The sequence below is a fragment of the Paracoccus wurundjeri genome, assembly GCF_030678915.1.
GTDB classification, from domain to species: Bacteria; Pseudomonadota; Alphaproteobacteria; order Rhodobacterales; family Rhodobacteraceae; genus Paracoccus; species Paracoccus onubensis_A.
On record NZ_JAUUTZ010000014.1, the window covers coordinates 82,651 to 108,480 of the forward strand.

Annotated in this window: 22 protein-coding genes; 15 read left to right on the forward strand and 7 right to left on the reverse strand. The window is 61.7% G+C overall.

What is annotated here, in order from left to right:
• Positions 1–114 precede the first annotated feature (114 nt).
• From hslV to purU, 5 genes are all read left to right on the forward strand, one after another.
• Positions 115–672 (forward strand): ATP-dependent protease subunit HslV, encoded by a 558-nt coding sequence (gene hslV, locus Q0601_RS14730; protein ID WP_305290611.1) that lies wholly within the window; start codon positions 115–117, stop codon positions 670–672.
• A 78-nt stretch (positions 673–750) separates the two neighbouring features.
• Complete coding sequence (gene hslU, locus Q0601_RS14735) at positions 751–2,058, forward strand: ATP-dependent protease ATPase subunit HslU (protein ID WP_305290612.1); 1,308 nt, start codon at positions 751–753, stop codon at positions 2,056–2,058.
• Between the two features lie 126 nt (positions 2,059–2,184).
• The gene (locus Q0601_RS14740) at positions 2,185–3,603 is read left to right on the forward strand and encodes a M16 family metallopeptidase (protein ID WP_305290613.1); all 1,419 of its coding nucleotides are present in this window, start codon (positions 2,185–2,187) and stop codon (positions 3,601–3,603) included.
• Entirely contained in the window at positions 3,600–4,946 is a 1,347-nt protein-coding gene (locus Q0601_RS14745) for a M16 family metallopeptidase (RefSeq protein ID WP_305290614.1), read from the forward strand. Before Q0601_RS14740 ends, Q0601_RS14745 begins: the two co-directional genes overlap by 4 nt.
• Before the next feature lie 138 nt (positions 4,947–5,084).
• Complete coding sequence (purU, locus tag Q0601_RS14750; RefSeq protein WP_305290615.1) at positions 5,085–5,969, forward strand: formyltetrahydrofolate deformylase; 885 nt, start codon at positions 5,085–5,087, stop codon at positions 5,967–5,969.
• A 31-nt stretch (positions 5,970–6,000) separates the two neighbouring features.
• Here purU and aptA read toward each other — a convergent pair whose 3' ends face one another.
• Positions 6,001–7,311, reverse strand: coding sequence for an omega-aminotransferase AptA (gene aptA / locus Q0601_RS14755; protein WP_305290616.1), 1,311 nt, complete (start codon positions 7,309–7,311; stop codon positions 6,001–6,003).
• 87 nt (positions 7,312–7,398) lie between these two features.
• The gene (locus tag Q0601_RS14760; RefSeq protein ID WP_305290617.1) at positions 7,399–8,709 is read right to left on the reverse strand and encodes an MFS transporter; all 1,311 of its coding nucleotides are present in this window, start codon (positions 8,707–8,709) and stop codon (positions 7,399–7,401) included.
• A gap of 202 nt (positions 8,710–8,911) precedes the next feature.
• Here Q0601_RS14760 and cyoA point away from each other — a divergent pair, with 202 nt between their 5' ends.
• Genes cyoA through Q0601_RS14785 form a run of 5 tightly spaced genes read left to right on the forward strand, consistent with a single transcriptional unit; the run spans position 8,912 to position 13,815 of the window.
• Positions 8,912–10,114, forward strand: coding sequence for a ubiquinol oxidase subunit II (gene cyoA / locus Q0601_RS14765; RefSeq protein ID WP_305290618.1), 1,203 nt, complete (start codon positions 8,912–8,914; stop codon positions 10,112–10,114).
• A 13-nt stretch (positions 10,115–10,127) separates the two neighbouring features.
• Positions 10,128–12,131, forward strand: a complete 2,004-nt coding sequence (gene cyoB, locus Q0601_RS14770) for a cytochrome o ubiquinol oxidase subunit I (protein WP_305290619.1) — start codon at positions 10,128–10,130, stop codon at positions 12,129–12,131.
• Positions 12,132–12,134: 3 nt separating this feature from the next.
• Positions 12,135–12,731: a cytochrome o ubiquinol oxidase subunit III gene (gene cyoC / locus Q0601_RS14775; RefSeq protein WP_305290620.1), complete on the forward strand. Its 597-nt coding sequence runs from the start codon at positions 12,135–12,137 to the stop codon at positions 12,729–12,731.
• Entirely contained in the window at positions 12,731–13,099 is a 369-nt protein-coding gene (gene cyoD / locus Q0601_RS14780) for a cytochrome o ubiquinol oxidase subunit IV (RefSeq protein ID WP_305290621.1), read from the forward strand. The genes cyoC and cyoD overlap by 1 nt, the downstream gene beginning before the upstream one ends.
• Complete coding sequence (locus tag Q0601_RS14785) at positions 13,096–13,815, forward strand: SURF1 family protein (protein ID WP_305290622.1); 720 nt, start codon at positions 13,096–13,098, stop codon at positions 13,813–13,815. Before cyoD ends, Q0601_RS14785 begins: the two co-directional genes overlap by 4 nt.
• Here the strand turns inward: Q0601_RS14785 and Q0601_RS14790 are convergent.
• Positions 13,784–14,713 carry a LysR family transcriptional regulator gene (locus Q0601_RS14790; protein WP_305290623.1) on the reverse strand — a complete coding sequence of 310 codons (930 nt, stop codon included), beginning with the start codon at positions 14,711–14,713 and terminating at the stop codon, positions 13,784–13,786. The genes Q0601_RS14785 and Q0601_RS14790 overlap by 32 nt on opposite strands.
• Positions 14,714–14,828: 115 nt before the next feature.
• Between Q0601_RS14790 and Q0601_RS14795 the strand changes: the two genes are divergently transcribed.
• From Q0601_RS14795 to Q0601_RS14810, 4 genes are read left to right on the forward strand one after another with little or no spacing between them, the layout of a single operon-like run.
• A complete protein-coding gene (locus Q0601_RS14795) occupies positions 14,829–16,028 on the forward strand; it encodes an acyl-CoA dehydrogenase (RefSeq protein WP_305290624.1) in 1,200 nt (399 codons plus the stop codon).
• Positions 16,029–16,030: 2 nt separating this feature from the next.
• Positions 16,031–17,179 carry a CaiB/BaiF CoA transferase family protein gene (locus tag Q0601_RS14800; RefSeq protein ID WP_305290625.1) on the forward strand — a complete coding sequence of 383 codons (1,149 nt, stop codon included), beginning with the start codon at positions 16,031–16,033 and terminating at the stop codon, positions 17,177–17,179.
• Positions 17,180–17,238: 59 nt separating this feature from the next.
• On the forward strand, positions 17,239–17,802 hold the full coding sequence (locus tag Q0601_RS14805; RefSeq protein WP_305290626.1) for a DUF4202 domain-containing protein: 564 nt from the start codon (positions 17,239–17,241) through the stop codon (positions 17,800–17,802).
• Positions 17,803–17,846: 44 nt separating this feature from the next.
• A complete protein-coding gene (locus tag Q0601_RS14810) occupies positions 17,847–18,482 on the forward strand; it encodes a cobalamin biosynthesis protein CbiX (protein ID WP_305290627.1) in 636 nt (211 codons plus the stop codon).
• Between the two features lie 2 nt (positions 18,483–18,484).
• Here the strand turns inward: Q0601_RS14810 and fmt are convergent, their stop codons facing one another.
• Together fmt and dapA are read right to left on the reverse strand one after the other, a co-directional pair.
• Positions 18,485–19,378, reverse strand: a complete 894-nt coding sequence (fmt, locus tag Q0601_RS14815) for a methionyl-tRNA formyltransferase (RefSeq protein WP_305290628.1) — start codon at positions 19,376–19,378, stop codon at positions 18,485–18,487.
• Positions 19,379–19,454: 76 nt separating this feature from the next.
• Positions 19,455–20,330 carry a 4-hydroxy-tetrahydrodipicolinate synthase gene (gene dapA / locus Q0601_RS14820; RefSeq protein ID WP_305290630.1) on the reverse strand — a complete coding sequence of 292 codons (876 nt, stop codon included), beginning with the start codon at positions 20,328–20,330 and terminating at the stop codon, positions 19,455–19,457.
• A gap of 110 nt (positions 20,331–20,440) precedes the next feature.
• On the opposite strand from dapA, the gene Q0601_RS14825 reads away from it, so the two are divergent.
• Entirely contained in the window at positions 20,441–22,507 is a 2,067-nt protein-coding gene (locus Q0601_RS14825) for a lytic transglycosylase domain-containing protein (RefSeq protein ID WP_305290631.1), read from the forward strand.
• On the opposite strand, the gene Q0601_RS14830 is transcribed toward Q0601_RS14825, so the two are convergent.
• Both Q0601_RS14830 and uvrC read right to left on the reverse strand, forming a co-directional pair.
• A complete protein-coding gene (locus Q0601_RS14830; protein ID WP_305290650.1) occupies positions 22,473–23,360 on the reverse strand; it encodes a DMT family transporter in 888 nt (295 codons plus the stop codon). The genes Q0601_RS14825 and Q0601_RS14830 overlap by 35 nt on opposite strands.
• Before the next feature lie 347 nt (positions 23,361–23,707).
• On the reverse strand, positions 23,708–25,558 hold the full coding sequence (gene uvrC / locus Q0601_RS14835; RefSeq protein ID WP_305290632.1) for an excinuclease ABC subunit UvrC: 1,851 nt from the start codon (positions 25,556–25,558) through the stop codon (positions 23,708–23,710).
• Positions 25,559–25,830 lie beyond the last annotated feature (272 nt).

Sequence of the window (25,830 nt, forward strand, 5' to 3'; positions counted from 1 at the left end):
TTCATGGACCGCCATTTTCCCATCCCGGCAGGTTAATTCGCCCCCTCCCGGTTATCAACGGGTTGCAGAGCCGCTTTCTCCGCCATATCTGATCCCAAATGACGGAGGTCAGGAATGACGGAAGACAAATTCCCCGGCTGGCATGGCACGACGATCCTTGCCGTGCGGCGCGGCGGCAAGGTCGTGGTGGCAGGCGACGGTCAGGTCAGCGTCGGCCAGACGGTGATGAAGGGCACAGCCCGCAAGGTGCGCCGGCTCAAACCCGGCGGGCATGAGGTGGTTGCCGGTTTCGCCGGCTCGACCGCCGATGCCTTTACGCTGCTTGAACGGCTGGAGGCCAAGCTGGAGGCCGCTCCGGGGCAATTGCAGCGGGCCTGCGTGGAGCTGGCCAAGGACTGGCGGACCGACAAATATCTGCGCAATCTGGAGGCGATGCTGATCGTGACCGATGGCAGTCAGATTTACGTGGTGACCGGCGCGGGCGATGTGCTGGAACCCGAACATGAGGTGGCCGCGATCGGCTCGGGCGGGAATTTCGCGCTGGCCGCGGCGCGGGGGTTGCTGGACAGCGATCAGGATGCCGAAACGATTGCGCGGAAGGCGATGGCGATCGCGGCGGATATCTGTATCTACACCAACGGAAACCTGACGGTCGAGACAATCGGCGGGTGAAGGGGCGCTGCCCCGTCGCGCGGATCGCGCGACTCCCCGAGGTATTTTAACAAAGAAGAAGCCAATTGAGGCAATGACATGACCGACCTGACACCGCGCGAGATCGTATCCGAACTGGATCGCTTCATCATCGGGCAAAAGGATGCAAAGCGCGCAGTTGCGGTCGCTTTGCGCAACCGCTGGCGGCGCAAGCAGCTTGGCGACGATCTGCGCGATGAAGTCTATCCGAAAAATATCCTGATGATCGGCCCGACCGGCGTCGGCAAGACCGAGATCAGCCGGCGGCTTGCCAAACTGGCCAATGCGCCCTTCATCAAGGTCGAGGCAACCAAGTTCACCGAGGTCGGTTATGTCGGGCGGGATGTCGAGCAGATCATCCGCGATCTGGCCGATTCGGCGATGATCGACATGCGGGACCGCATGCGCGAAGAGGTCAAGGCGCGGGCGCATAAGGCTGCCGAGGATCGGGTGATCGAGGCGCTTGCCGGGGACGGCGCGCGCGACGGCACGCGGCAGATGTTCCGCGACAAGCTGAAGCGCGGCGAGTTGGACGATACGGTCATCGAACTGGAATTGCAGGACAACTCCAATCCGCTTGGCGCGATGGAAATTCCCGGACAACCCGGAGCCGCGATGGGCGGTATCATGGATCTGTCGGGACTGATGAAAGCCTTTGGCGGGCGGCGGGTGCGCCGCAAGATAACCGTTTCGGAAAGCTATGATCTGCTGATCGCGGAAGAGGCGGACAAGCTGCTGGATGACGAGGTGGTCAAGACGGCGGCGCTTGAATCGGTTCAGGAAAACGGCATCGTCTTTATCGATGAGATCGACAAGGTCTGCGCCCGCACCGATGCCCGCGGCGGCGATGTCAGCCGCGAGGGCGTGCAACGCGACCTGCTGCCGCTGATCGAGGGCACTACGGTCAGCACAAAATACGGCGCCGTGAAGACCGACCATATCCTGTTCATCGCCTCGGGCGCGTTCCATGTTGCCAAGCCGTCCGATCTGCTGCCGGAATTGCAGGGCCGCCTGCCGATCCGGGTGGAATTGCGCGCCCTCACCGAAGAGGATTTCATCCGCATCCTGACCGAGACGGATAACGCGTTGACCCGGCAATATACCGCCCTGATGAAGACCGAAGGCGTCACGGTGGGCTTTACCGATGACGGTATCGCCGCGCTGGCGAGGATCGCCGCCGAGGTGAATGCCTCGGTCGAGAATATCGGCGCGCGCAGGCTTTATACCGTGATCGAGCGGGTTTTCGAGGAATTGTCCTTCGCCGCCCCCGACAAGAGCGGCGAGACGGTCGGCGTCGATGCCGCCTATGTCGAAAAGCATCTGGGCGATCTGGCGCGTTCCGCAGACATGTCGCGTTACGTCCTGTAGCGCAACGGGGTCCCGGCGGTCCCGTTCACGCTTCGGTTCACTTTGTCGAAAGCTGTGGCAAGTCATGCTTGCGCCCGCCCCTTCCGGCGGTCAGGTTTCGGTGCAAAAGAGGAGATCGTCTGGAATATGCGTCGTCCTGCCCTGTCCGCCGTGCTGGCTCTGTTGCTGACCGCGCCGGCCGCCCCTGCCGAGATACCCGAGGGGATCAGTCATTTCACCCTGCCCAATGGTCTGGAAACCGTGGTGATCGAGGATCACCGGGCCCCGGTCGTCGTGCAGATGCTGTGGTACAAGATCGGCGCGGCCGATGAGCCCCCCGGCAAATCCGGCATCGCCCATTATCTGGAACATCTGATGTTCAAGGGCACGGATAAGCTGGAACCCGGGGAACTATCGAAAACCGTCACCCGGAACGGCGGCATGGACAATGCCTTTACCTCTTACGACTACACCACCTATTTCCAGCGTATCGCCAGCGACCGCCTGCCCCTGATCATGGAGATGGAGGCGGACCGGATGGCCAATCTAAAGATCGGCGAGGATGACTGGCAGGCCGAGCGGCAGGTGGTTCTGGAAGAGCGGGCGCAGCGGATCGACAGCGACCCGCAGGCGCTTTTCGCGGAAGAGCATAATGCCGTCCAGTACTACAACCATCCCTATCGTCGTCCCGTCATCGGCTGGCGGCAGGAGATGATGGCTCTCACCCGCGAGGATGCGATCGCCTGGTATGACGAGCATTATTCGCCCGATGAGGCGGTGTTGATCCTTGCCGGCGATGTCACCCCGGAAAAGGCGCGGGAATTGGCCGAGGAATATTACGGCCCCATTACCGCAAAAGGCAAGCCAGAGCCGCGCGCCCGCCCGCAAGAGCCGGTCCAGAACGCGCCGCGCCGGATGGAGATGCATGACGCGCGGGTGGCCCAGCCGCGCATGACCCGCAGCTATCTGGTGCCAGAGCGGAATTCCGGCGAACAGGAAAGCGCCGCCGCCCTGACGGTTCTGGCCGAATTGCTGGGCGGATCGATGCAAACCTCGGTTCTGGGGCGCGAGCTTGCGATTCCGGGCAAGGCGCTGTGGGTCAGTGCCGATTATGACGGGCTGGCTGTCGATCCGCGGGCATTCTCGATCTCGATGGTTCCCGCATCGGGGATGGATCAGCAAGAGGCCGAGACGATGCTTGACGAGGTTCTTGAGAAATTCGCCGAGACCGGCCCCGACGCCAAGGATCTCGAACGGGTCAAGACCCAGATCCGCGCCTCGCAGATCTATTCTCGCGATTCGGCGCATGGGCGCGCCTATGATTACGGGCAGGGTCTGGCAACCGGTTTGACGGTCGAGGATGTGAATGACTGGCCGGATATTCTTTCTGCTGTCACAGTCGAGGATGTTACAGAGGCCGCAAGGCAGGTTCTGAACAGCAATGCCAATGTCACCGGGTGGCTGCTGCCCGCGGAAGAGGAACCCGGGGGCAACGCGCAACCGGCGGCCCCCGAAGCACAACAACCAGCCTCCGATGCAGCCGCCAAAAGCGAGGTGCAAGAATGATCCGCGCCGCAATAGCCATTTTCTTCGCCGTTCTGGCCATTCCTGCCCATGCCATCGACATACAGGAGGTCACCTCTCCTGGTGGTGTCAAAGCCTGGCTGGTCGAGGATCATTCGATCCCTTTCACCGCCCTTAGCATCAGTTTCAAGGGCGGCGCCAGCCTGGACGATCCTGCCAAGCGCGGCGCCATCAACCTGATGACGGCAACGCTGGAAGAGGGTGCCGGCAAGCTGAACGCGACCGAATACGCGCAGGCGGCCGAGGCATTGGGCGCACAGTTCAGCTTTGACGTCGCCGATGATTCGCTGAATGTCTCGATGCGCAGCCTGACCGAGAACAGGGATGACGCCGCCGCGCTTCTTGCGCAGGCCCTGACTCAGCCGCGGTTCGAGGATAAGGCTGTCGACCGGGTTCGCGCCCAGGTGCAGGCCGTCATCAAGGCCGAGGCTACCGATCCGCAGGCGATCGCCGCCAAGGAAATGGCAAAGCAGGCATGGGGGGATCACCCTTACGCGAGTTCGATCAACGGCACGGCCGAATCGGTGAAAAACCTGACCCGCAACGATCTGGTAGCGGCCAAGAACCGCGTTTTGGCCCGTGACCGGGTGATTGTCGGCGCGGCAGGCGACATAAGCGCGGAAGAGCTTGGCGCGCTTATCGACAAGATCGTCGGCGGTCTGCCGGAAAAGGGAACCGCTCCCCTGCCACAGCCGGCAGAGCTGCAATTGACGGGCGGCGTCTCGGTGATCGACTGGAACAGCCCGCAGACGATCGTCAGTTTCGCCGGGCCGGGATTGCCTATCGACGACCCGGATTACTTTGCCGCCTATGTGGCCAATCATATCCTTGGCGGCGGCGGCTTCAGTTCGCGTCTGATGGACGAAATCCGGGAAAAGCGGGGGCTGACCTATGGCATCGGCACCGGCCTTGCCAACGGGCTCTACGGCGAGACATGGCAGGGCGGCATGGCCGGATCGAACGCCACGGTCGGGCAGGCGATCGATCTGATCCGTCAGGAATGGGATCGCATGGCCACGGATGGCGTCACCGAACAGGAACTGAGTGACGCCAAGACCTATCTGACCGGCGAATATCCCCTGCGGTTCGACGGCAATGGCAAGATCGCCTCGCTTCTGACCGGCATGCAGCTTGCGGGCTTTCCCATAGACTACCCGAATTACCGCAACGATCTGGTCGAAGCCGTCACCGCCGATGATGTGAAACAGGTGGCGGAACGGCTTCTGGATTCCGACAATCTGCGCTTTATCCTTGTCGGACGCCCCGAAGGAATTACAGGTGATTCCGCCGAATCAGCGGGGGAAAAGACCGAAACCGGCGGGTGATCTTTACGCCGCATGACGGTTTCCTGCCATATCTGTTCGCCGCCGTGACCGGCATGGGCGCAGGCCCATGCTAATCGGCGGGCGACAGGCAGCCCGTATCCCCCCGCTTGGCCTCCGGTTTTCAGAAGGATCACCTGAATGAATTCTTACGTCCTGACCGTGCAATGCGAATCCCGTCGCGGCATCGTTGCCGCGATCTCGGGTTATCTGGCCGAGAACGGGTGCAACATCACCGATGCGGCGCAGTTCGACGATGAACTGACCGGACGTTTCTTCATCCGCGTCACGTTCCGCCCCGAAACCGGTACCGGGCTGGAAGAGTTGCGCGAGGGGTTCGATCCGGTCGCACAGCCCTTTGGGATGATCTGGGCGATGCATGATTCCGCGCATCGGATGAAGGTGCTGCTGATGGTGTCGAATTTCGGGCATTGCCTGAATGATCTGCTGTATCGCTGGCGGATCGGGGCGCTGCCGATCGATATCGTTGGGGTGATCTCGAACCACCTGACTTATCAGAAACTCGTGGTGAATCACGATATCCCCTTTCACCACATCCGGGTGACGAAAGAGAACAAGTCACAGGCCGAAGCCCAGATGATGGGTATTGTCGAGGATACCGGCACGGAACTGGTGGTGCTGGCGCGCTATATGCAGATCCTCTCGGATTCGCTGTGCCAGAAGATGTCGGGGCGGATCATCAATATCCACCACTCCTTCCTGCCCAGCTTCAAGGGCGCGAATCCCTATAAGCAGGCTTACGAGCGAGGGGTGAAGCTGATCGGCGCGACATCGCATTATGTCACCGCCGATCTGGACGAAGGGCCGATCATCGAACAGGACATCATCCGCGTGACCCATGCTCAATCGCCCGAGGATTATGTGAGCCTAGGCCGCGACGTGGAAAGTCAGGTCCTGGCGCGCGCGATCCATGCGCATATTCACCACCGCGTGTTCCAGAACGGCAACAAGACGGTGGTTTTCCCGGCCTCGCCCGGCTCTTATGCGTCCGAGCGTATGGGATAGCGGGAGAGGATCCTGCCCGCTATCCTTCATGTCAGGCGGTTTCCGCCAGAACCTCGCGCAGCGTGTCCGCCATGAAACCGATATCGGATTCCGACAGGACCAGCGGCGGCGACAATGCGATGATATCCCCGGTCACGCGGATCATCAGCCCTTTGGCCCATGCGCGTTTCATCACCTCGACGGCGCGCGCGCCGGCAGCGCCGTCGCGACTGGCAAGCTCGACCCCGGCGATCAGCCCGATGGTGCGGATATCGGTCACATGCGCCGCATCCTTCAGCCCGTGGAAGGCATCGCCCCATGCCTGCTCGAGACGGGCGGCATTTTCGAACATCCCCTCTTCGCTATAGGCGCGCAGGGCGGCAAGCGCCGCCGCGGTGGCGACCGGGTGGGCGGAATAGGTGTAGCCGTGAAACAGTTCGATCGGGGTTTCGGAATTCTCGACCACCGCATCATAGATGAACTGTGCGGCAGCAACCCCACCCATCGGGATCGTGCCGCTTGTGACGCCCTTGGCGAAGGTCATCAGATCCGGCGTCACACCGAAATATTCCGAAGCGGTTGCACGGCCCAGACGCCCGAAACCGGTAATCACCTCGTCGAAGATCAGCAGGATGTCATGCCGGGTCGCGATCTCGCGCAGGCGTTGCAGATAGCCTTCGGGCGGCGGCAGAACACCGGTGGAGCCGGCGACGGGTTCGACGATCACGGCCGCGATCGTCTCGGCGCCATGCAGGGTCACCAGCCGTTCCAGATCATCGGCCAGTTCGACGCCATGCGGCACCGCACCGCGGGTAAAGCTGTTGCGGGCCGGATCATGGGTATGACGCATGTGATCGACGCCCGGCAGATGGGTCGCGAATTGTTTACGATTCGCCACGATGCCGCCGACCGAGATACCGCCGAAGCCGACCCCGTGATAGCCCCGTTCACGCCCGATGAAACGGTTTTTGCCCGCCTTGCCGCGCGCCTTGTGATAGGCCAGCGCGATCTTGAGCGCCGTATCCACTGCCTCCGAACCGGAATTGGCAAAGAAGATTCGATTCAGCGGTTCCGGAAACAGGGCGGCAAGCTGACCTGCCAGCCGGAAGGGCTCGGGATGGCCGAAATTGAACATCGGCGCGAAATCCAGCGTTTTGGCGGTGGTGGCAATCGCCTCGACAATCAGCGGGTGGCTGTGTCCGGCATTGGCGCACCACAGACCGGCTGCGCCGTCCATGATCTGCCGCCCATCCTCGGAAGTGTAATACATTCCCTCGGCAGACACGACCATGCGCGGATCGGCCTTGAAGTCGCGGTTCGCGGTGAACGGCATCCAGTAGTTTTCGAGCGTATTTGGATTCATCGAACCCTCCCTGACAATCCATAGGCTCTTTCTGAACCGTTTGGTCAGGAAAATGAAGGGGGGATTCAGGCGCCCCCTGTTATCAGGTCACGATTTTCCGAACTCCAGCCGGGTCGCCAGCCACAGCGCCAGAAAGGTGCAGACCGCGCCCGACAGCAGATAGAGGCCCGAGGCGGGCAGACCACCCCATGCCGACAGGGCAAGAGCGGCAAGCGGCGCGAAGCCCGCGCCGAACATCCATGCCAGATCCGACACGATGGCCGAGCCGGTATAACGGTGATGGCGTTCGAACAGCGAGGCGACCGCACCCGAGGATTGCCCGAAATTCAGCCCCAGGATGATGAAGCCCATGATCATGTAGATCGCCTCGCCCAATCCCTGCCCGGCCAGAAGCAATGGCGCGAGGATGGCGTAACCGGCGATATAGACCGCACCCTGAAACAGGAATTTCCGGTGCCCCATCCGATCGGCCAGAAAACCCGAAAAGACGATCGAGACGATCCCGAAGACTGCTGCGAATGATTCGATCAGCAGAAAGCGGGACAGGCTTTCATCGGTGTAAAGATATACCCAGGACAGCGGAAAGACCGTGACCATATGGAACAGTGCGAATGTCGCCAATGGCACGAAAGCGCCGACAAGAATGGTCTTGCCATCACGGGCAATAGCCTCTCGCATCCGGGAAGGTTCCAGCTCGCGGGCATGGAACATCTGGTCATATTCCGGAGTCACCACGATTCGCAGCCGCGCGAACAGCGCGACGACATTGATCGCGAATGCGACAAAGAACGGATAACGCCAGCCCCAGTCAAGAAAATCCTCCTGCGACAGATGCGAAACCAGATAGGCGAAAAGCAGGCTTGCCACGATCAGCCCCAGCGGCGCGCCAAGCTGCGGCACCATGGCATAGAAACCCCGTTTCCCTTCCGGCGCCGTGACCGCCAGCAGCGAGGGCAGCCCGTCCCATGCGCCGCCAAGCGCCATTCCCTGCCCGATTCGCAGGATACAAAGCACCACGATCGAAGCGGCGCCGATATTCTCATATGACGGTATCAGCCCCATGGAGACGGTAGAAGTTCCCAGCAAAAGCAACGCGATCGTCAGCTTGACCCCCTTGCCGTAGCCACGGTCGATCGCGGTGAAAACCGCCGTCCCGATCGGCCGCGCCAGAAAGGCAAGCGCAAAGATCGTGAAGGACCACAATGTCGCCCGTACGGGTTCTTCGAACGGGAAATAACGCATCGGAAAAACGATCACCGAAGCGATCGCGAAGACGAAGAAATCGAAGAATTCCGATGTGCGTCCGATGATCACCCCCACGGCGATATCGGACGGGGACACTGCATGCCCGTTGTCCGGGCCGGGGCGCGCAGACTTTGCCGTAGATGCATCATTCATATCCTGCGGACTCCTTCGTTCCGGCCAAAACCCATGCGCATGGGCCGCCCATAGCCTATGGTGATCCCGCTCATGGCCTCATTTCAAGCCGGAAAACTGTTAAAATTGTATGTGTCAAATTGTCCGATGCCGGTCTCATGCGGTAGGATCTAGAACAGCTTCGTGACGCATACTGCACGCGTCGTTACGGGATTCGGCAGCCATGACCATTTCGATGAAAGTTTTCCGATATGCAATTCCGGTGCCGGTAATCGCGGCATTGTCGGGATGTGAGGCAGTTGTTCTGTCCCCTGCGGGCGATATCGCGGAACGCCAGAAGGATCTGCTTCTGGCCGCGACCGGCCTGATGCTGATCATCATCATTCCGGTCATGGCGCTGGTCGTATTCTTCGCATGGAAATACCGCGCGGACCGCAAGGCGACCTATCAGCCCGAATGGGCCCATTCGACGAAAATCGAACTGGTCATCTGGGCCGCGCCGCTGATGATCATCATCTGCCTGGGCGCGTTGACATGGGTCGGAACGCATCTGCTGGACCCCTATCGCCCCCTGGACCGGATCAGCAAAACCGCAGAAATTCCCCCGGATCACCAACCGCTTGAGGTTCAGGTCGTGGCGCTGGACTGGAAATGGCTGTTCATCTATCCCGAACAAGGTGTCGCCGCGATCAACGAACTCGCCATTCCCGCGAACAGGGAGGTCGAGTTCAGGCTGACATCCTCATCGGTGATGAATGCATTCTATATCCCGGCAATGGCAGGCATGATCTACGCCATGCCGGGGATGGAGACGAAACTGCACGGGGTCTTCAACAATCCCGGAAGTTATCAGGGGCTTGCCTCGCATTACTCCGGCTGGGGTTTTTCCGGAATGCGGTTCAAGGCGCATGCCGTGGTCGAGGCCGGCTTTCAGGACTGGGTGGCCGAGGTCCGGGCGAAAGGTGGCGACCTGACGCGCGAGGAATATCTGAAGCTGGAGGTGCCCAGCCAGAACGAATCGCCCCGCACCTATGCCTCGGTCGACCCCGAGCTGTTCAACCGCGCGGTCAATCTTTGCGTCGAGCCGGGCAAGATGTGCATGGCCGAGATGATGGCCATCGACGACAAGGGTGGGCTGGGTCTTGAAGGCAGCATCAATATCCAGTCGTTGACGCATGACAAACATGCCCGGCGCGGCAACGCGGAACCGGTTCTGGGCGTGACGCCCTTCGCGGTGTCCTCGATCTGCACCCCCGGCGATATTGCCCTGATGCTGACCGATACCGACGAGAAACCGGAACGGCGCAGCAATCCCGAACGGATGCATGGACATGCCCTGCCGGTACCTACCGGAGTATTCGGGCGGATGAGCTCTCCGGCGATTCGCGACGCCAGCCGTTCCGCCTTGCCGGAACCCAAACTTTGAACGGAGCCCAGCAATGGCCATCCCCGACAATGTCGAGACCACTTTCCTGCTTGGCCGCCTGAACTGGGACGCCATCCCCCGGGAGCCCATCGTATTGGCGACCTTCGCAGTCGTCCTGCTTGGCGGGCTTGCGATGCTGGCCCTGCTGACCCATTACCGGTTATGGGGATGGCTGTGGCGCGAATGGTTCACCTCGGTCGATCACAAGAAGATCGGGATCATGTATATGGTGCTGGGCCTGGTGATGTTCGTGCGCGGTTTCGCCGATGCGATCATGATGCGGCTGCAGCAGGTCATGGCGTTCAACGGCTCGGAAGGCTATCTGAACGCGCATCACTATGACCAGATCTTCACCGCGCATGGCGTGATCATGATCTTCTTCGTGGCGATGCCTTTCGTCACCGGGCTGATGAACTATATCGTACCGCTGCAGATCGGCGCGCGCGACGTTTCCTTCCCTTTCCTGAACAATTTCTCGTTCTGGATGACGACGGGCGGCGCGGTGATCGTGATGGCATCGCTGTTCCTGGGCGAATTCGCACAAACCGGCTGGCTGGCCTTTCCGCCGCTATCCGGGTTGTCCTATAGTCCGTGGGTCGGTGTGGATTACTATATCTGGGGGCTTCAGGTCGCAGGCGTGGGCACGACGCTGTCGGGGATCAACCTTCTGGTGACGATCCTCAAGATGCGCGCGCCGGGCATGACCATGATGCGGATGCCGGTCTTCACCTGGACATCCTTCTGCACCAATATCCTGATCGTCGCCTCTTTCCCGGTCCTGACCGCAACGCTCGTGCTGCTGACGCTGGACCGCTATCTGGGCACGAATTTCTTCACCAACGATCTTGGCGGCAATCCGATGATGTATATCAACCTCATCTGGATTTGGGGCCACCCCGAGGTTTATATCCTGATCCTGCCGCTGTTCGGCGTGTATTCGGAAGTCACCTCGACCTTCTCGGGCAAGAAGCTGTTTGGCTATACCTCGATGGTCTATGCGACGATCTGTATCACCATTCTCAGCTATCTCGTCTGGCTGCACCATTTCTTTACCATGGGGTCGGGGGCCTCGGTGAACTCGTTCTTCGGAATCACCACGATGATCATTTCGATCCCGACCGGGGCCAAGCTTTTCAACTGGCTGTTCACCATGTATCAGGGCCGGCTGCGGTTCGAACTGCCGATGATGTGGACAATCGCCTTTATGCTGACCTTTGTGATCGGCGGGATGACCGGGGTGCTGCTGGCCGTTCCGCCTGCGGATTTCGTACTGCACAATTCACTGTTCCTGGTCGCGCATTTCCATAATGTGATCATCGGTGGCGTGCTGTTCGGCCTTTTCGCGGCAATCAATTTCTGGTGGCCCAAGGCGTTCGGCTACACGCTGGATGTCTTCTGGGGCAAGGTTTCCTTCTGGTTCTGGGTGGTCGGGTTCTGGGTCGCGTTCATGCCGCTTTACGTCCTTGGCCTGATGGGCGTGACGCGCCGGATGCGGGTATTCGACGATCCCGGGCTGCAAATCTGGTTCGCCATCGCAGGCTTTGGCGCCGTTCTGATCGCGCTTGGGATTGCCGCGATGTTCGTGCAATTCGGCGTCTCGATCATGCGCCGGGATCAGAACCGCGACCTGACCGGCGATCCATGGGACGCGCGATCCCTGGAATGGGCGACCTCTTCACCGCCCGCCCCCTATAATTTCGCCTTCACGCCGGTGATCCACGGGCTGGATGCCTGGGCCGAGATGAAGGCGCAGAATGCCACCCGCCCCGATGCCCCCTATCTGCCGATCCATATGCCGAAGGGAACCGGCGCGGGGGTGATCCTTGCGGCGCTGTCCACCATCTGCGGGCTGGCGCTTGTCTGGTATATCTGGTGGCTGGCGGCACTGTCCTTTGCCGCGCTTGTCGTAGCGGCCATTGCCCATACGTTCAATTACGATCGCGATTATCACATTCCTGCCGACAATATCCGCCGGACCGAGGATGAGCGCGCGCGCCTGCTGGCACAGGGGGTCTGAGGAATGAGTACCACCTATTGGGAAACCGAACCGCATCATCACGAGGACGGCGCCTCGACCAATATCGGCTTCTGGGTCTATCTGATGAGCGATTGCCTGATGTTCGCGGTGCTTTTCGCGACATTCGGGGTGCTTCATGGCAGTTACGCCGCCGGGCCGGGACCGCAGGATCTGTTCGATCTGAGGCTGGTCGCCGTGAATACGGCGATGCTGCTGCTATCGTCGATCACCTATGGGTTCGCGATGCTGGCCATGGCGCAGGGCAATAAATCCGCGACGCTTCGCTGGCTTGGGATAACGCTGATCTTCGGGCTGTGCTTTCTGGGGATCGAGCTTTACGAGTTCAATCACATGATCCATGAAGGGGCGGGGCCGCAGCGTTCGGCCTTTCTGTCAGCCTTTTTCACATTGGTGGGCACGCATGGGCTGCATGTCACCTTCGGGTCGCTGTGGCTGGTGGTGCTGATGGTGCAGGTCGCGCAGCGGGGGCTCATCCCCGAAAACCAGCGACGGTTGTTATGCCTCAGCCTGTTCTGGCATTTCCTCGACGTGATCTGGATCGGGGTCTTCACGCTTGTCTATCTGCTGGGGGTGATCTGATGTCGGCACATTCGCAACACTCCGATCACGGACATGGCAGCTATCGCGGCTATCTGACCGGTTTCGTGCTGTCCGTGATCCTGACCGCAATCCCCTTTGGCCTTGTCATGGCGGGCGGGTTCGAAAACCGGTTCCTGACGGTCGGCGTCGTGATCGGTTGCGCGGTGGTTCAGGTGCTGGTCCATATGGTCTGTTTCCTGCATATGAACAGCCGCGCAGAAGAGGGCTGGACGCTGCTGTCCACCTTGTTCACGGTGATTATCGTGGTGATCATGATCGCCGGGTCGCTTTGGGTCATGTTCCACCTGAACACCAATATGATGCCGCAGATGGATCACGATCTGCTGCCCGAAAGGCTGCGGGGGTGACCATCCCGCAATCGCGAAAACGGCGGGGAAAGCTGCTGATCGGGCTGCTGGTGGCCGGGCTTGTGGTGGTGCTGACCGGCCTTGGTATCTGGCAGGTGCAGCGGCTGGGCTGGAAAACCGATCTGATCGAACGGGTCGAGGCGCGGCTGGCCAGTGCTGCCAGCGACGCTCCGGGTCCGTCCGTCTGGCCCGCGCTCGATCAAAAGGCCGATGAATATACCCGTGTCACGGTCACAGGCGAATATCTGCCCGGATCGGACGCATTGGTAATGGCCGTCACGGAACATGGCGGCGGCTATTGGGTGATGTCTCCGCTGCGCACATCCGATGGCTGGATTCTTTGGATCAATCGCGGCTTTGTCCCGCAGGATCGCAGCACCCCCGCCAACCGGCCCCTGCCTGACGGCGAACAGCAAATCAGCGGCCTGCTGCGGATGAGCCAGCCGGGCGGCGCTTTTCTGCGCAGCAATGATCCCGCCGGCAATCGCTGGTATTCGCGGGATGTCGTGGCCCTTTCCGCCTCTCGCGGGATTGACGAGGCCGCGCCTTATTTCATCGATGCCGCGCGCAGAAACGGCGACGCTTTGCCCATCGGCGGGCTGACCGTGGTCACATTCCGCAATGCGCATCTGGGCTATGCGATCACATGGTTCGCTTTGGCAGCCGGGCTGGCCGTGGCCAGTTTCATCTTTCTGCGGCGGGAATGGCGGGACTGAATTCCTGCGCGATCTGTGCGGTGATCCAGTTGCTGAAGACCTGAAACGGTTTCAGCCCCTGCCGGGCGGCGGGAGATGCCAGCCAATAGGCGCCGGTTCCGGGCACGGCGGGACGCAGGATCGGCTGAAGACGACCGCCGGAAATCTCGATCTGCGCCAGGTAATCGGGCAGAAGCGCCACGCCCAGCCCCGAAATCGCCGCCTGAATCATCATCGAGAACTGATCCATCAGCATCCCGTTGCGGATCGGCACCGCCACTGCCTCCTGCCCCTGAAACCAGTCCGCCCAGGCGGTCAACCGGGTTTCCAGTTGCAGCAGCACCAGATCATACAGATCCTCGGCCCGCTCTACCGGATTTGCCCGCAGGAATTCCGGCGCGGCGCAGGCGGTGTATCGTTCGTTGAACAGCTTGACATGAACCGCGCCCGGCCAGTCATCCCGCCCGAAATAGATCACCGCGTCGAACCTTTCGGCATCGAAGCTAAAGGCGGTAAAGCGCGTCGCAAGATTGACCGATACCCCCGGATTTGCCGACAGGAAATCGGGCAGCCTTGGGGCAAGCCAGCGGGTGCCGAATGTCGGCAGCACGGCAAGATCCAGGCTGCCGCCCTCGGGGTTTGCGATCAGTGACATGCTGGACCGCTGGATCAGGTCAAGCGCCTGCGAGATATCGCGGACGTAACGATGCGCGGCCTCTGTCGGGACCAGCCGCTTGCGATGCCGGATGAACAGCGGCTGGCCCAGTTGCTGTTCCAGCGATTGGATCAGGCGGCTGACGGTGCTTTGTGTCAGCGACAGATCCTGCGCCGCCCCGGTGACCGAACCATTCCTCATCACCGCATCGAAAGCCATCAGCAGGCTGAGATTGGGAAGAAAACGTCTTTGCCGCAACTTCATTCACCCCATACATGAACTAATGCGGATTATCCGATTTTACCACGGGTTGCAAAGCGATATGAGCGACTGCAAGAATATCTTGCGGGCGAATGGCCGCCCAAAGGGAGTTAACCGCATGTCCACCAAATCGCATAAAGGCGTGCCCTTCTCGTGGTCGGATCCGTTTCTGCTTGAGGATCAACTGACCGAAGAAGAGCGGATGATCCGCGATTCCGCTGCCGCCTTCGCCGCAGAAAGCCTCGCCCCGCGGGTGCAGGACGCTTATCTGAACGAACATACCGACCCGGAGATCTTCCGCGAGATGGGCGCCGCCGGCATGCTGGGCGTGACCGTGGCCGAAGAATATGGCGGGGTCGGTGCATCTTATGTGGCCTATGGCCTTGTCGCCCGCGAGATCGAGCGGATCGATTCCGGTTATCGCTCCATGGCGTCGGTGCAGTCGTCGCTGGTGATGTTCCCCATCGAAGCCTATGGCAGCGAAGAACAGAAGCGGAAATACCTGCCGAAGCTGGCAAGCGGTGAGTTCATCGGCTGTTTCGGCCTGACCGAACCCGACGCGGGATCGGACCCCGCCGGAATGCGGACACGGGCGGTCAAGACAGATGGCGGCTACAGGCTGACCGGCGCGAAGATGTGGATCTCGAACGCGCCGATTGCGGATGTATTCGTCGTTTGGGCGAAATCCGATGCCCATGACGGCAAGGTGTGTGGCTTCATCCTTGAAAAGGGCATGAAAGGGCTTTCCGCACCGAAGATCGAGGGCAAACTCAGCTTGCGCGCCTCGATCACCGGCGAGATCGTCATGGATAATGTCGAAGTCGGCGAGGATGCCCTGCTGCCGAATGTTCAGGGCATGGGCGGCCCCTTCGGCTGTCTGAACCGCGCGCGCTACGGCATCAGTTGGGGCGCGATGGGAGCGGCCGAAGACTGCTGGTTCCGGGCGCGTCAATACGGGCTGGATCGGCACCAGTTCAACCGCCCGCTGGCCGCGACGCAGCTTTTCCAGAAGAAACTGGCCGATATGCAGACCGAGATCGCGCTTGGCCTGCAATCCAGCCTGCGCGTCGGTCGGCTGTTCGATGAGGGCAAATTCGCGCCCGAGATGATCTCTATCGTCAAGCGCAACAATTGCGGCAAGGCGCTGGATATCGCCCGGATGGCGCGCGACATGCATGGCGGCAATGGCATCCAGATCGAATATCACGTGATGCGCCACGCCCAGAACCTTGAGACGGTGAACACCTATGAGGGCACGCATGACGTCCATGCCCTGATCCTTGGCCGTGCGCAAACCGGTTTGCAGGCATTCGGCTGATCATGACGGACGCGCCGCTGAAAGGGGTGAAGGTCGTCGAACTCGCCCGGATCCTTGCCGGGCCGTGGATCGGCCAGACGCTGGCCGATCTTGGGGCCGAGGTCATCAAGGTCGAATCGCCCGAGGGCGACGACACCCGCCGCTGGGGTCCGCCCTTCATCGACCGCCCCCGCGCCGATGGCACGACCGAAAAGGTCGCGGTCTATTTCCATGCCGCCAACCGGGGCAAACGCTCGGTCACCTGCGATTTCTGCGACGACCGGGATCTTGCGCGTCTGAAGCGCCTGATCGACAGCGCCGATGTCGTGATCGAGAATTTCAAGCTGGGCGGGTTACGCCGCTACGGGCTGGATTTTGAGACCCTTTCCGCCAGCAATCCGGGCCTTGTCTATGCCTCGATCACCGGTTTCGGGCAGGATGGACCACGCGCCGCGCAACCCGGCTATGATTTCCTCATACAGGGGATGAGCGGCATCATGGATCTGACCGGCGACCCGGAGGGCGAGCCGCAAAAGGTCGGTGTCGCATGGATCGACATTTTCACCGGACTTTACGGTGTCATCGCCGTGCAGGCGGCCTTGGCCGAGCGGGCGCGGTCGGGGCGTGGACAGCATATCGACCTGTCGCTGCTGGATTGCGGCGTGGCGGTTCTTGCCAATCAGGCGACGAATTATCTGTTGGGCGGGACCGTGCCGCACCGTTTGGGCAATGCCCACCCAAATATCGTGCCGTATCAGCTTTTCGCCGCCTCGGACGGGCATGCGATCATCGCCTGCGGAAATGACCGGCAATTCACCGCGCTATGCCGGGCGCTGGATCTGCCCGATCTGCCCGATGATCCCGATTTCGCCACCAATCCCGCCCGCGTCGCCAATCGTGACAGGCTGGTCCCGCTGCTTGCGCAGGCGACCGGGCGTCACACTCGCAAGGAACTGATTTCCCTGCTGGAGGAAGCGGGCGTTCCCGCCGGGCCGGTCAATGACATCTCGGAAGCGCTTTCCGATCCGCAGATCAAGGCGCGCGGATTGCAGATCGCGCCAGAGGGCATCCCCGGCCTGCGCAGCCCGCTCCGCTTTTCACGCAGCGATATTGTCACGGAATACGCCTCTCCGGCATTGGGGGAAGGCGCATGGGAGTTCACCGGGAATTAGAGGCTTGCAGCAGACGGCCCTGTCAGGCGAAACTGGCGGCAGCTAACCGAGGCACGCCAATGACAACACCGCTTGATCAGGTCTTTTCGGCCATCGACGCCGCCAATATCAAGGATCCGACACTGGAGGGCGATCAACCCGCCGCCCTTCTTTACGGCCAAAGAATGACGGCGGAACAGCAAACTTTGTTTCCAACCGCCTCCGAACCGCTGCGCATTGCCTGCCGGGGCCAGCATATCGAACGCTGGCTGTTGCCGCGCAGTGATTTCCCGATGGATCGGGCGGGCTATCTGCAATGGCGTCAGGAACAGGGCCGCCGTCATGCCGAACGGCTGGCCGGGATCATGGCCGATGCGGGTTATCCGCAAGATCAGATCGACCGCACCCGCCGGATGCTGATGAAGCAAGGGATCAAGCGCGACGACGAGGTTCAGGCGCTAGAGGATGTCATCTGCTTCACCTTCATCCGCTGGTATCTGGGCGATTTCGCCGCCGAGCAGCCCGACGAGAAGATGCCCCGCATCATCGAGAGGACTGCGCGCAAGATGTCTGCCGATGCCCGCGCGAAAGCCTTGAAGGAATTCGATATCCCCCAAGCCTTCGCACCTTATTTCCGCGATTGATGCGCCACGCGGTCATCGTTTCGCATGGTCAGCCCGGCGACCCCGTGCCGCAGCAACACGCTATCGAGGCACTGGCGGCGCAGGTGTCGCGCAATGATCCCGGCTGCCCGGTTCTGGGCGCAACCCTTGCCATGCCCGGCTCGCTTTCCGGCACTTGCGACAATGACAGCCTGATCTACCCGATGTTCATGGCCGAGGGCTGGTTCACCGGCACCGAACTTCCCCGCCGTCTCACCGAAGCCGGCGCCCCTCATGCCCGGATCATGCGCCCTTTCGGCACCGATCCCGCCCTGCCCGGCCTGATCCTCGCCAAGGCAAGTCAGGCGGCCGCCGCGGAAGGCTGGCAGTCGCAGGACACCACGCTTCTGCTGACAGCGCATGGCTCGGGGCGTTCGCAGGCCAGCTTTGATATCACCAACAGGCTCGCGGCTGGAATCGCGCCCCGTTTCGCCCGCGTCGTCACCGCTTTCGTCGAACAACCGCCCTTCATCGCCGATGCCGCCCGCGATCTTGGCCGCGCCGTCAGCCTGCCGCTTTTCGCGCTGCAGGCTGATCATGTGCTGAACGATCTGCCCATGGCTTTGGACGAAGCAGGTTTCACCGGCCCGCGCCTGCCGCCGATCGGCCTTGCCCCCGAAGTGCCCGTGCTCATCGCCAAGGCGATCCGCGAAGCAGGCTGACCCTATCCCAATCGCTCGGGCAGCGCCCAGCCGCGCAGCAATTCCGTGGCACTCATCGGCTTCTTCCCTGCCCGCTGCGCCTCAAGGATCTCGACCGCGCCCGCACCGCAAGCAACCCGGAATCCTGACAGCAGCTGTCCGGGCGCGCCCTGTCCCTCCACCAGCCTGCTGCGCAACAGTTTCACTCGCTCGCCGTCGATGTCGCACCATGCGCCGGGGAAAGGCGAAAGCCCCCTGATCCGGCGGTCGATCTCTGCCGCGGGGCGCGTCCAGTCGATCCGCGCCTCGGATTTGTCGATCTTGGCGGCATAGGTCACGCCATCCTCCGGCTGCGGCCGCGCAGGCATCGGCAATCCGGCCAGAACCTCGGCAATCAACCCGGCCCCCATTTCCGACAGCCGGTCATGCAGATCCGCCGTGGTCTCTTCCGCCCCGATCCCTGTCCGCGCTTCGGCCAGAACCGGCCCGGTATCCAGCCCGGCCTCCATCTGCATGATCGCCACGCCCGTCTCGGCATCGCCCGCGATCACCGCGCGATGGATCGGCGCGGCGCCCCGCCAGCGAGGCAGCAACGAGGCATGGATATTCAGACAGCCAAAGCGCGGCGCGTCCAGCACCGCCTGCGGCAGGATCAGCCCATAGGCGACCACAACCGCGACATCGGCATGCAAATCGGCAAAATCCGCCTGCACCCCCTCATCGCGCAGCGCGGGCGGCACGCGCACTTCAAGCCCCAGCCTCTCGGCGGCCGCATGAACCGGCGAAAGCCGAAGCTTCTGCCCCCTGCCCGCCTGACGCGGTGGTTGCGAATAGACCGCCACGATCTCATGCGCCGCCGCCACCGCATGCAGCGCTGGCACCGAGAAATCCGGAGTTCCCATGAAGATTACCCGCATCTGACCCCTTCTTCTTTGCATAAATATCTCGGGGGTAAGGAGCGTCAGCGACGAAGGGGGCAGCGCCCCCTTTCCCTTACAGCAACCCGGCATGCTCCAATGCGGCATCGATCCGGCGGCGCGTGGAGTCCTCAAGCGCCACCAGCGGCAGGCGCACCCGCTCATCGCACAGGCCAAGGCGTGACATCGCGTATTTCACACCGACCAGCCCCGGCTCGATGAAGATCGCCATATGCAGCGGCATCAGCCGGTCCTGATATTCAAGCGCCGCCGCGTAATCGCCGCGTAAAGTCGCCGCCTGAAATTCGGCGCACAGCTTGGGTGCGACATTCGCAGAGACACTGATACAGCCCACCCCGCCATGCGCGTTGAAGCCCAATGCCGTCGCGTCCTCGCCCGAAAGCTGCACGAAATCCGCGCCGCAGGTAATTCGCTGCTGGCTGACCCGTTCCAGCTTGCCGGTCGCGTCCTTGACGCCGACGATATTGGGCAATTTGGCCAATTCTCCCATCGTCTCAGGCAGCATGTCGATGACCGAACGTGGTGGGATGTTGTATATGATGATGGGCAGATCGACCGCCTCGGTCAGGGCGGTGAAATGGGCGATCAGTCCGGCCTGATTGGGCTTGTTGTAATAGGGCGTCACGACAAGCGCGGCATCCGCCCCCACTTCAGCGGCATGGCGGACAAGCCCGATCCCCTCGCGCGTGGAATTCGACCCCGCCCCGGCGATCACCGGAATCCGGCCGGCGGCGGTCTTCACGACCTCTTCCACGACGATACGGTGTTCGTCATGTGTCAGCGTCGGGCTTTCGCCCGTAGTCCCGACCGGCACAAGCCCGTTGCTGCCTTGGTCTATATGCCATTCGACCAGCTTCTTCAGCGTGTCCAGATCCAGTTCGCCGTCCGCTGTGAACGGCGTGACGAGGGCGGGCATCGACCCTTTGAACATGACACGCTCCTGTTAATATTCCATGAAGTCGCGCGAACCTAATCCCATCGGAACGTCTTGCCAAGGATGTGAATTGCGCTTTCGCCGCAAGACTGTGACACAGAGAGGTGATGCGACATATGCGCGACATGCTGGCGGCAGCCGTTCTGATCGTCCTGCCTGTCTCGGCCTCGAAAGCCGAGGAAGCCGGGGCGATGGCGCTTGCCCTCTCGGCCGCAGAGGTTCGCGACTGGGTCACGGCACGCGATGCCGCCGCTATCTCGGGTCCGATGGCAGAGGCTCTGGTGGGCTGGCAGGTCTTGCAGGCTGGCTATGGCGCATTCGCGGATTACCTTGCTTTCACCGAACAGAACCCGGATTGGCCCGGACTCGACCGGATTCGCCTGAATGGCGACAAGAAGCTGACGCCTGAGCTTCCCGCCAGTGATATCCTGCAATGGTTCGGGGACCGCCGGCCCGATACGCTGGTTGCGGAAACCGCCTATCTGACCGCTCTTGACGATGATGAGGCCAAGGAAGAACGGGCGCGATTCTGGACCGAAACCCCATTGGATCAGGCCGACGCGACCGCGTTCATGACTGCTTACGGCGATGAATTGAAGCCGCTTCACCTCACCCGCGTCACGCGCATGCTGGACAAGCAGGAATGGCAGCAGGCCGAACAGCTTCTGCCCGAATTGCCCGAGGCGCAGCGTGCATTACCTGCCGCCCGGATCGCCTTGCAGGCACGGCGTACAGGCGTCGACGATCTGATCCTTGCCCTGCCAGAGGATCGGCGGGACGATCCGGGCCTGACCATGGATCGCTTCCTGTGGCGTGTCGGGGCCAAGCAGCATGCGGGCGCGCAGGAACTGATGCTGGCCGCATCAACCAGCGCCGTAGCCCTGCGCGATCCGGCGCTTTGGGCGCAGATGCGGGTCGATTATTCACGGCTGGCCATGCGCAATGGCGACTGGCGGCTTGCCGAACGGCTGGCGTCGCCGCATTTCCTGCCACCCGAGAACGAGCATTATTCCGATCTGGAATGGCTGGCCGGTTTCGCCGCATTGAAATCCGGGGCTCCGGACCGTGCTTTGCGGCATTTCCAGCATCTTGAAACCGTGGTCGGCAGCGCGATCAGCAAGGCGCGGGCCTTCTATTGGCAGGGCCGGGCGCATGAGGCATTGGGCGATGACACAGCCGCCCGGGCCGCCTATGCCAGCGGCGCGGAATTCCCCGGCGTCTATTACGGCCAGCTTTCTGCGGAAAAGACCGGTGCGCAGATGCCCGCCGAATATGCCATTCCGGGCAAGGCGATCGAGACCCTGCCCGACTGGCGCGGCAGCGCATTGCGCGAGAACGGGATTTTCCGCGCCGGGCTCTGGCTGCTGGCAACCGGGCGGCCCGATCAGGCTCAGCGGTTCTTCCTGCATCTGTCTGAAACAGCCCAGCCCGAGGATATCGCCCGCATGTCGCGGCTGATGATCGAGGCGGGGACACCGTGGCACGGATTACGGCTTGCGAAACGCGCGGCGAATCTGGGCGTGATCTATCCCGCCGCGCATTTCCCGCTGACCGGGCTGGAATCCGCCGATCTGAAACTGCCGCCCGAACTTGTCCTGTCCATCGCCCGGCAGGAATCCGAGTTCAACCATACCGCCAGCAGCCATGTCGGTGCTCAGGGTCTGATGCAGCTCATGCCCGGAACCGCCGAGGAAATGGCCCGCAAGCTTGGCGAACCTTATCGCCGCGACCGGCTGACGGCGGATCCCGCCTATAATGCCCGGCTGGGTGCGGCCTATCTGGGCGGGTTGCGCGACAGGTTCGGGGCATCGACCGCACTCACCGCGTCGGGCTATAACGCCGGACCGGGCCGGCCTGTACAGTGGCTGGCGGCTTTCGGGGATCTGCGAAAGAATTTCGATCCCGTCGAATGGGTGGAACTGATCCCCTTCGACGAAACCCGCAACTATGTCATGCGCGTGACCGAGGCGATGCCGATCTATCGCGCCCGGATCATGGGCAAGCCCGCGCCGCTGGTGCCGACATGGGATCTGACCGGCGGCGGGCTGATACCTGCGCCCCCGCTACGGCTGACACTGGCATTGTCGCCGCATCCGCCGGAAAAACCGTTCATCGGACCACGCCTGCCGGAAGGCTGGATCAAGCCGACCGAACGCGCTGACGCCACAGAGTAAACAGCCCCGCCGCCACCACGATCGCCGCACCCACGACAACATTGGGTCTTAGCACATCGCCGAAAGCCAGGATCCCGATGATGCTGGCCCAGGCAAGCTGCGTATAGGCAAAGGGTTGCAGCGCCGAGGCTTCGGCAAGCTCGTAGGCGCGGATCATCAGGTAATGCGATGTCATCCCGAACAGGCACAGTGCCGCCATCCAGATCCAATCGCCCGGGGCGAGCCACTGCCATTCCCAGATCCCGAATAACGTGACCGAGAATGCCCCGGCCACGCCTGACCAGAAAAAACTGACCATCGACGGATCATCGCGAGAGACCTTTCGCGTCAGCAATCCGTAAAGCGCAAACATCAATGCCGCGCCAAAGGGAAGCAGTGACTCCGGCGAAATCACTCCGCCACCGGGTTGCAGAATGACAAGGATGCCCAGAAATCCGGCCCCGATCGCCGCCCATCTGCGCCAGCCGACCTTTTCGCCCAGGATCGGCCCCGACAGCGCCGCGATCAATAGCGGACAGGCCGCGAAAACGGCGTGGGTTTCGATCAGTCCCAGCCGCACGAATGCCTCGACCATCAGCACGGTTTCCATGCCCAGCAACGCCCCTCGGATCATCTGCGTCACCGGGCGCTTGGTGCGAATGGCGCGTTTCAGCCCTCCGGGCTGACGCGAGACCATGGCGATGACGAAAACCGCAAAGACCCAGTAGCGGATCATCACCACCAGAAATGCCGGATATTCCTGCCCCAGCACACGCGAAAACCCGTCCTGCACGGCAAAGATCAGACAGGTCAGGCACATCAGCAGAATGGCCAGCCCGGTGCGATCAACGGCCGGGGCCGTTTTCGGCGGCATCGGAGGCGGCGCGGATGCCGTCGCGGCAGAGGCCGCATAGGGCGGCTGCTGTTCAACATTTACAGGGGAATCGTCACGATTGGTCATGATCTCGCCCATGCCCTCGCACAGGCGCGACGTCAAGTCATGGCTGCAATGCAAAATCCCAAAGTCGCGGCACGTGGCAGCTTGCCACCGACAGTCCTTCAAACCGGGGCTCTGCCCCCGCCGCGCACTGCACGGCTCCCCCGGGATATTTGGATAAAGAAGAAATGCGCCATTGCGGAATCGAGGCGATGCGGAGGGCGGAATACGAGAAGTTCCCGCGCCGGGATGAATAGGCGACCCGCCCGGTCATCCTTTGGCGGTCATGCCTTGGCGTGGAAATGATCGTAGATTTTCTGCGCCATTGCCGCCGAGATTCCTTCAACCGCCTGCAAATCCGGCAGCCCCGCACGGCCGACCGCCTTTGCACTGCCGAAATGCGCCAGAAGCGCGCGTTTGCGGGCCGCTCCGATCCCCGCAACCTCGTCCAGCGGGTTCGCCATCGCCGCCTTGGAGCGTCGCGCCCGATGGGTGCCGATGGCCCAGCGATGCGCCTCGTCCCGCAGCCGTTGGATGAAATACAGAACCGGGTCGTTCATGCGCAGGGCAAAGGGGCGTTTTCCGGGGCGGTGGAATTCTTCCTTGCCGTGATCGCGGTCCACGCCCTTAGCCACCCCGACGATCGGGATATCGGTGACACCCAGTTCCGTCAGGATCGTCTCGACCGCGGATACCTGCCCCGCGCCGCCATCGATCAGCAGCAGATCGGGCCATGTCTCACCCTCGCGGTTCGGATCCTCTTTCAGCAGACGCTGAAAACGCCGCGTCAGCACCTCTTTCATCATGCCGAAATCATCGCCCGGCGTGATCTCGGTGCCCTTGATGTTGAACTTGCGGTACTGGCTTTTGACATAGCCTTCGGGGCCGGCCACGATCATCCCGCCCACCGGACTGCTGCCCTGAATATGGCTGTTGTCATAAACCTCGATCCGGCGCGGCGCGGCCGGCAGCGCGAACGCCTCGGCCAGTCCTTCCAGCAGGCGGGCCTGAGCGGCGCTTTCAGACATCCGCCGCGCCAGGCTTTCGCGGGCATTGCGCAGGGCATTGGTGACAAGCTCGAATTTCTCGCCCCGCTGCGGAGCCAGCAGTTCCACCTTGCGCCCTGCCCTTTCGCCCAGAACATCCGCCGTCAATTCGGGATCTTCGGGCGGGTGCGACAGCAGGATCATCCGGGGTGGCGGCTTGTCGTCGTAGAATTGCATCAGGAAAGCCTGCATCACCTCGTCATGCGATTCCGCACCGCCCAGACGCGGATAGAAATCCCGGTTGCCCCAGCTTTGATTGCCGCGGATGAAGAAAACCTGCACGCATGCCTGCCCGCCCTCGATATGCAGCGCGACGATATCGGCCTCGGCCACGCCGCGCGGATTGATCGCCTGCACCGATTGCACCGCCGTCAGGGCCTTGATCCGGTCGCGCAGGGCTGCCGCGCGTTCATATTCCATATCCGCAGAAGCCGCCGCCATCTCTTCGGCAAGCCGTGCCTGAATATCGGTGGATTTGCCCTGAAGAAAACGCTCGGCATCGCGAACGAGGCGCTGGTAATCCTCGCGGCTGATCCGGTCCACGCAGGGCGCGCTGCATCGCTTGATCTGGTACAGAAGACAGGGCCGCGTCCGCGATTCAAATACCGCATCCGTGCAATTGCGCAGCAGAAACACCCGCTGCAACTGGTTCAGCGTCCGGTTGACCGCGCCCGCGCTGGCGAAAGGTCCGTAATAATCGCCCTTCTCCGACTTCGCCCCGCGGTGCTTCTTGATCTGCGGAAAATCATGCGCCTTGGCGACAAGGATATTCGGAAAGGATTTGTCGTCGCGCAGCAGCACGTTATAGCGCGGCTTGAGCTGCTTGATCAGGTTCTGCTCCAGCAACAGCGCCTCGGTCTCGGTGCGCGTGGTCAGGAACATCATCGAGCAGGTCTCGCGGATCATCCGCGCAATCCGGGCGGAATGCCCGGTGGGACGCGCATAATTCGACACCCGCGCCCTCAGGTCGCGCGCCTTGCCGACGTAAAGCACGGCCCCCTGCGCATCCAGCATCCTGTAGACGCCCGGGCTGCGGTCAAGGGAGCGAAGGTAATCATGTATCAGTGCGTGTCCGGTTTTTGCAGTCATGGTACCAGAGTGGTGATTCCCGCCCGGGGCTGCAAGCGCCGTTCAGCGATTGCAAGTCAAAAGCTTTCCACGGAATCTGTGGATAACTTTGTGGACGGGCTGTGAGGGAGTATACATTTATGCTGTAATTGTTACGATTTTGTTACCTTGCCCAATTATTAAGCAAATATTAATGCACTTGATAACAAAGGATTTTTTACCTTACAGCAATAAGAGGCTGAAAAACCGGTAAGAATCCGCTACAGTCTTGTTCGTTCTTTCCGACGGTGGAC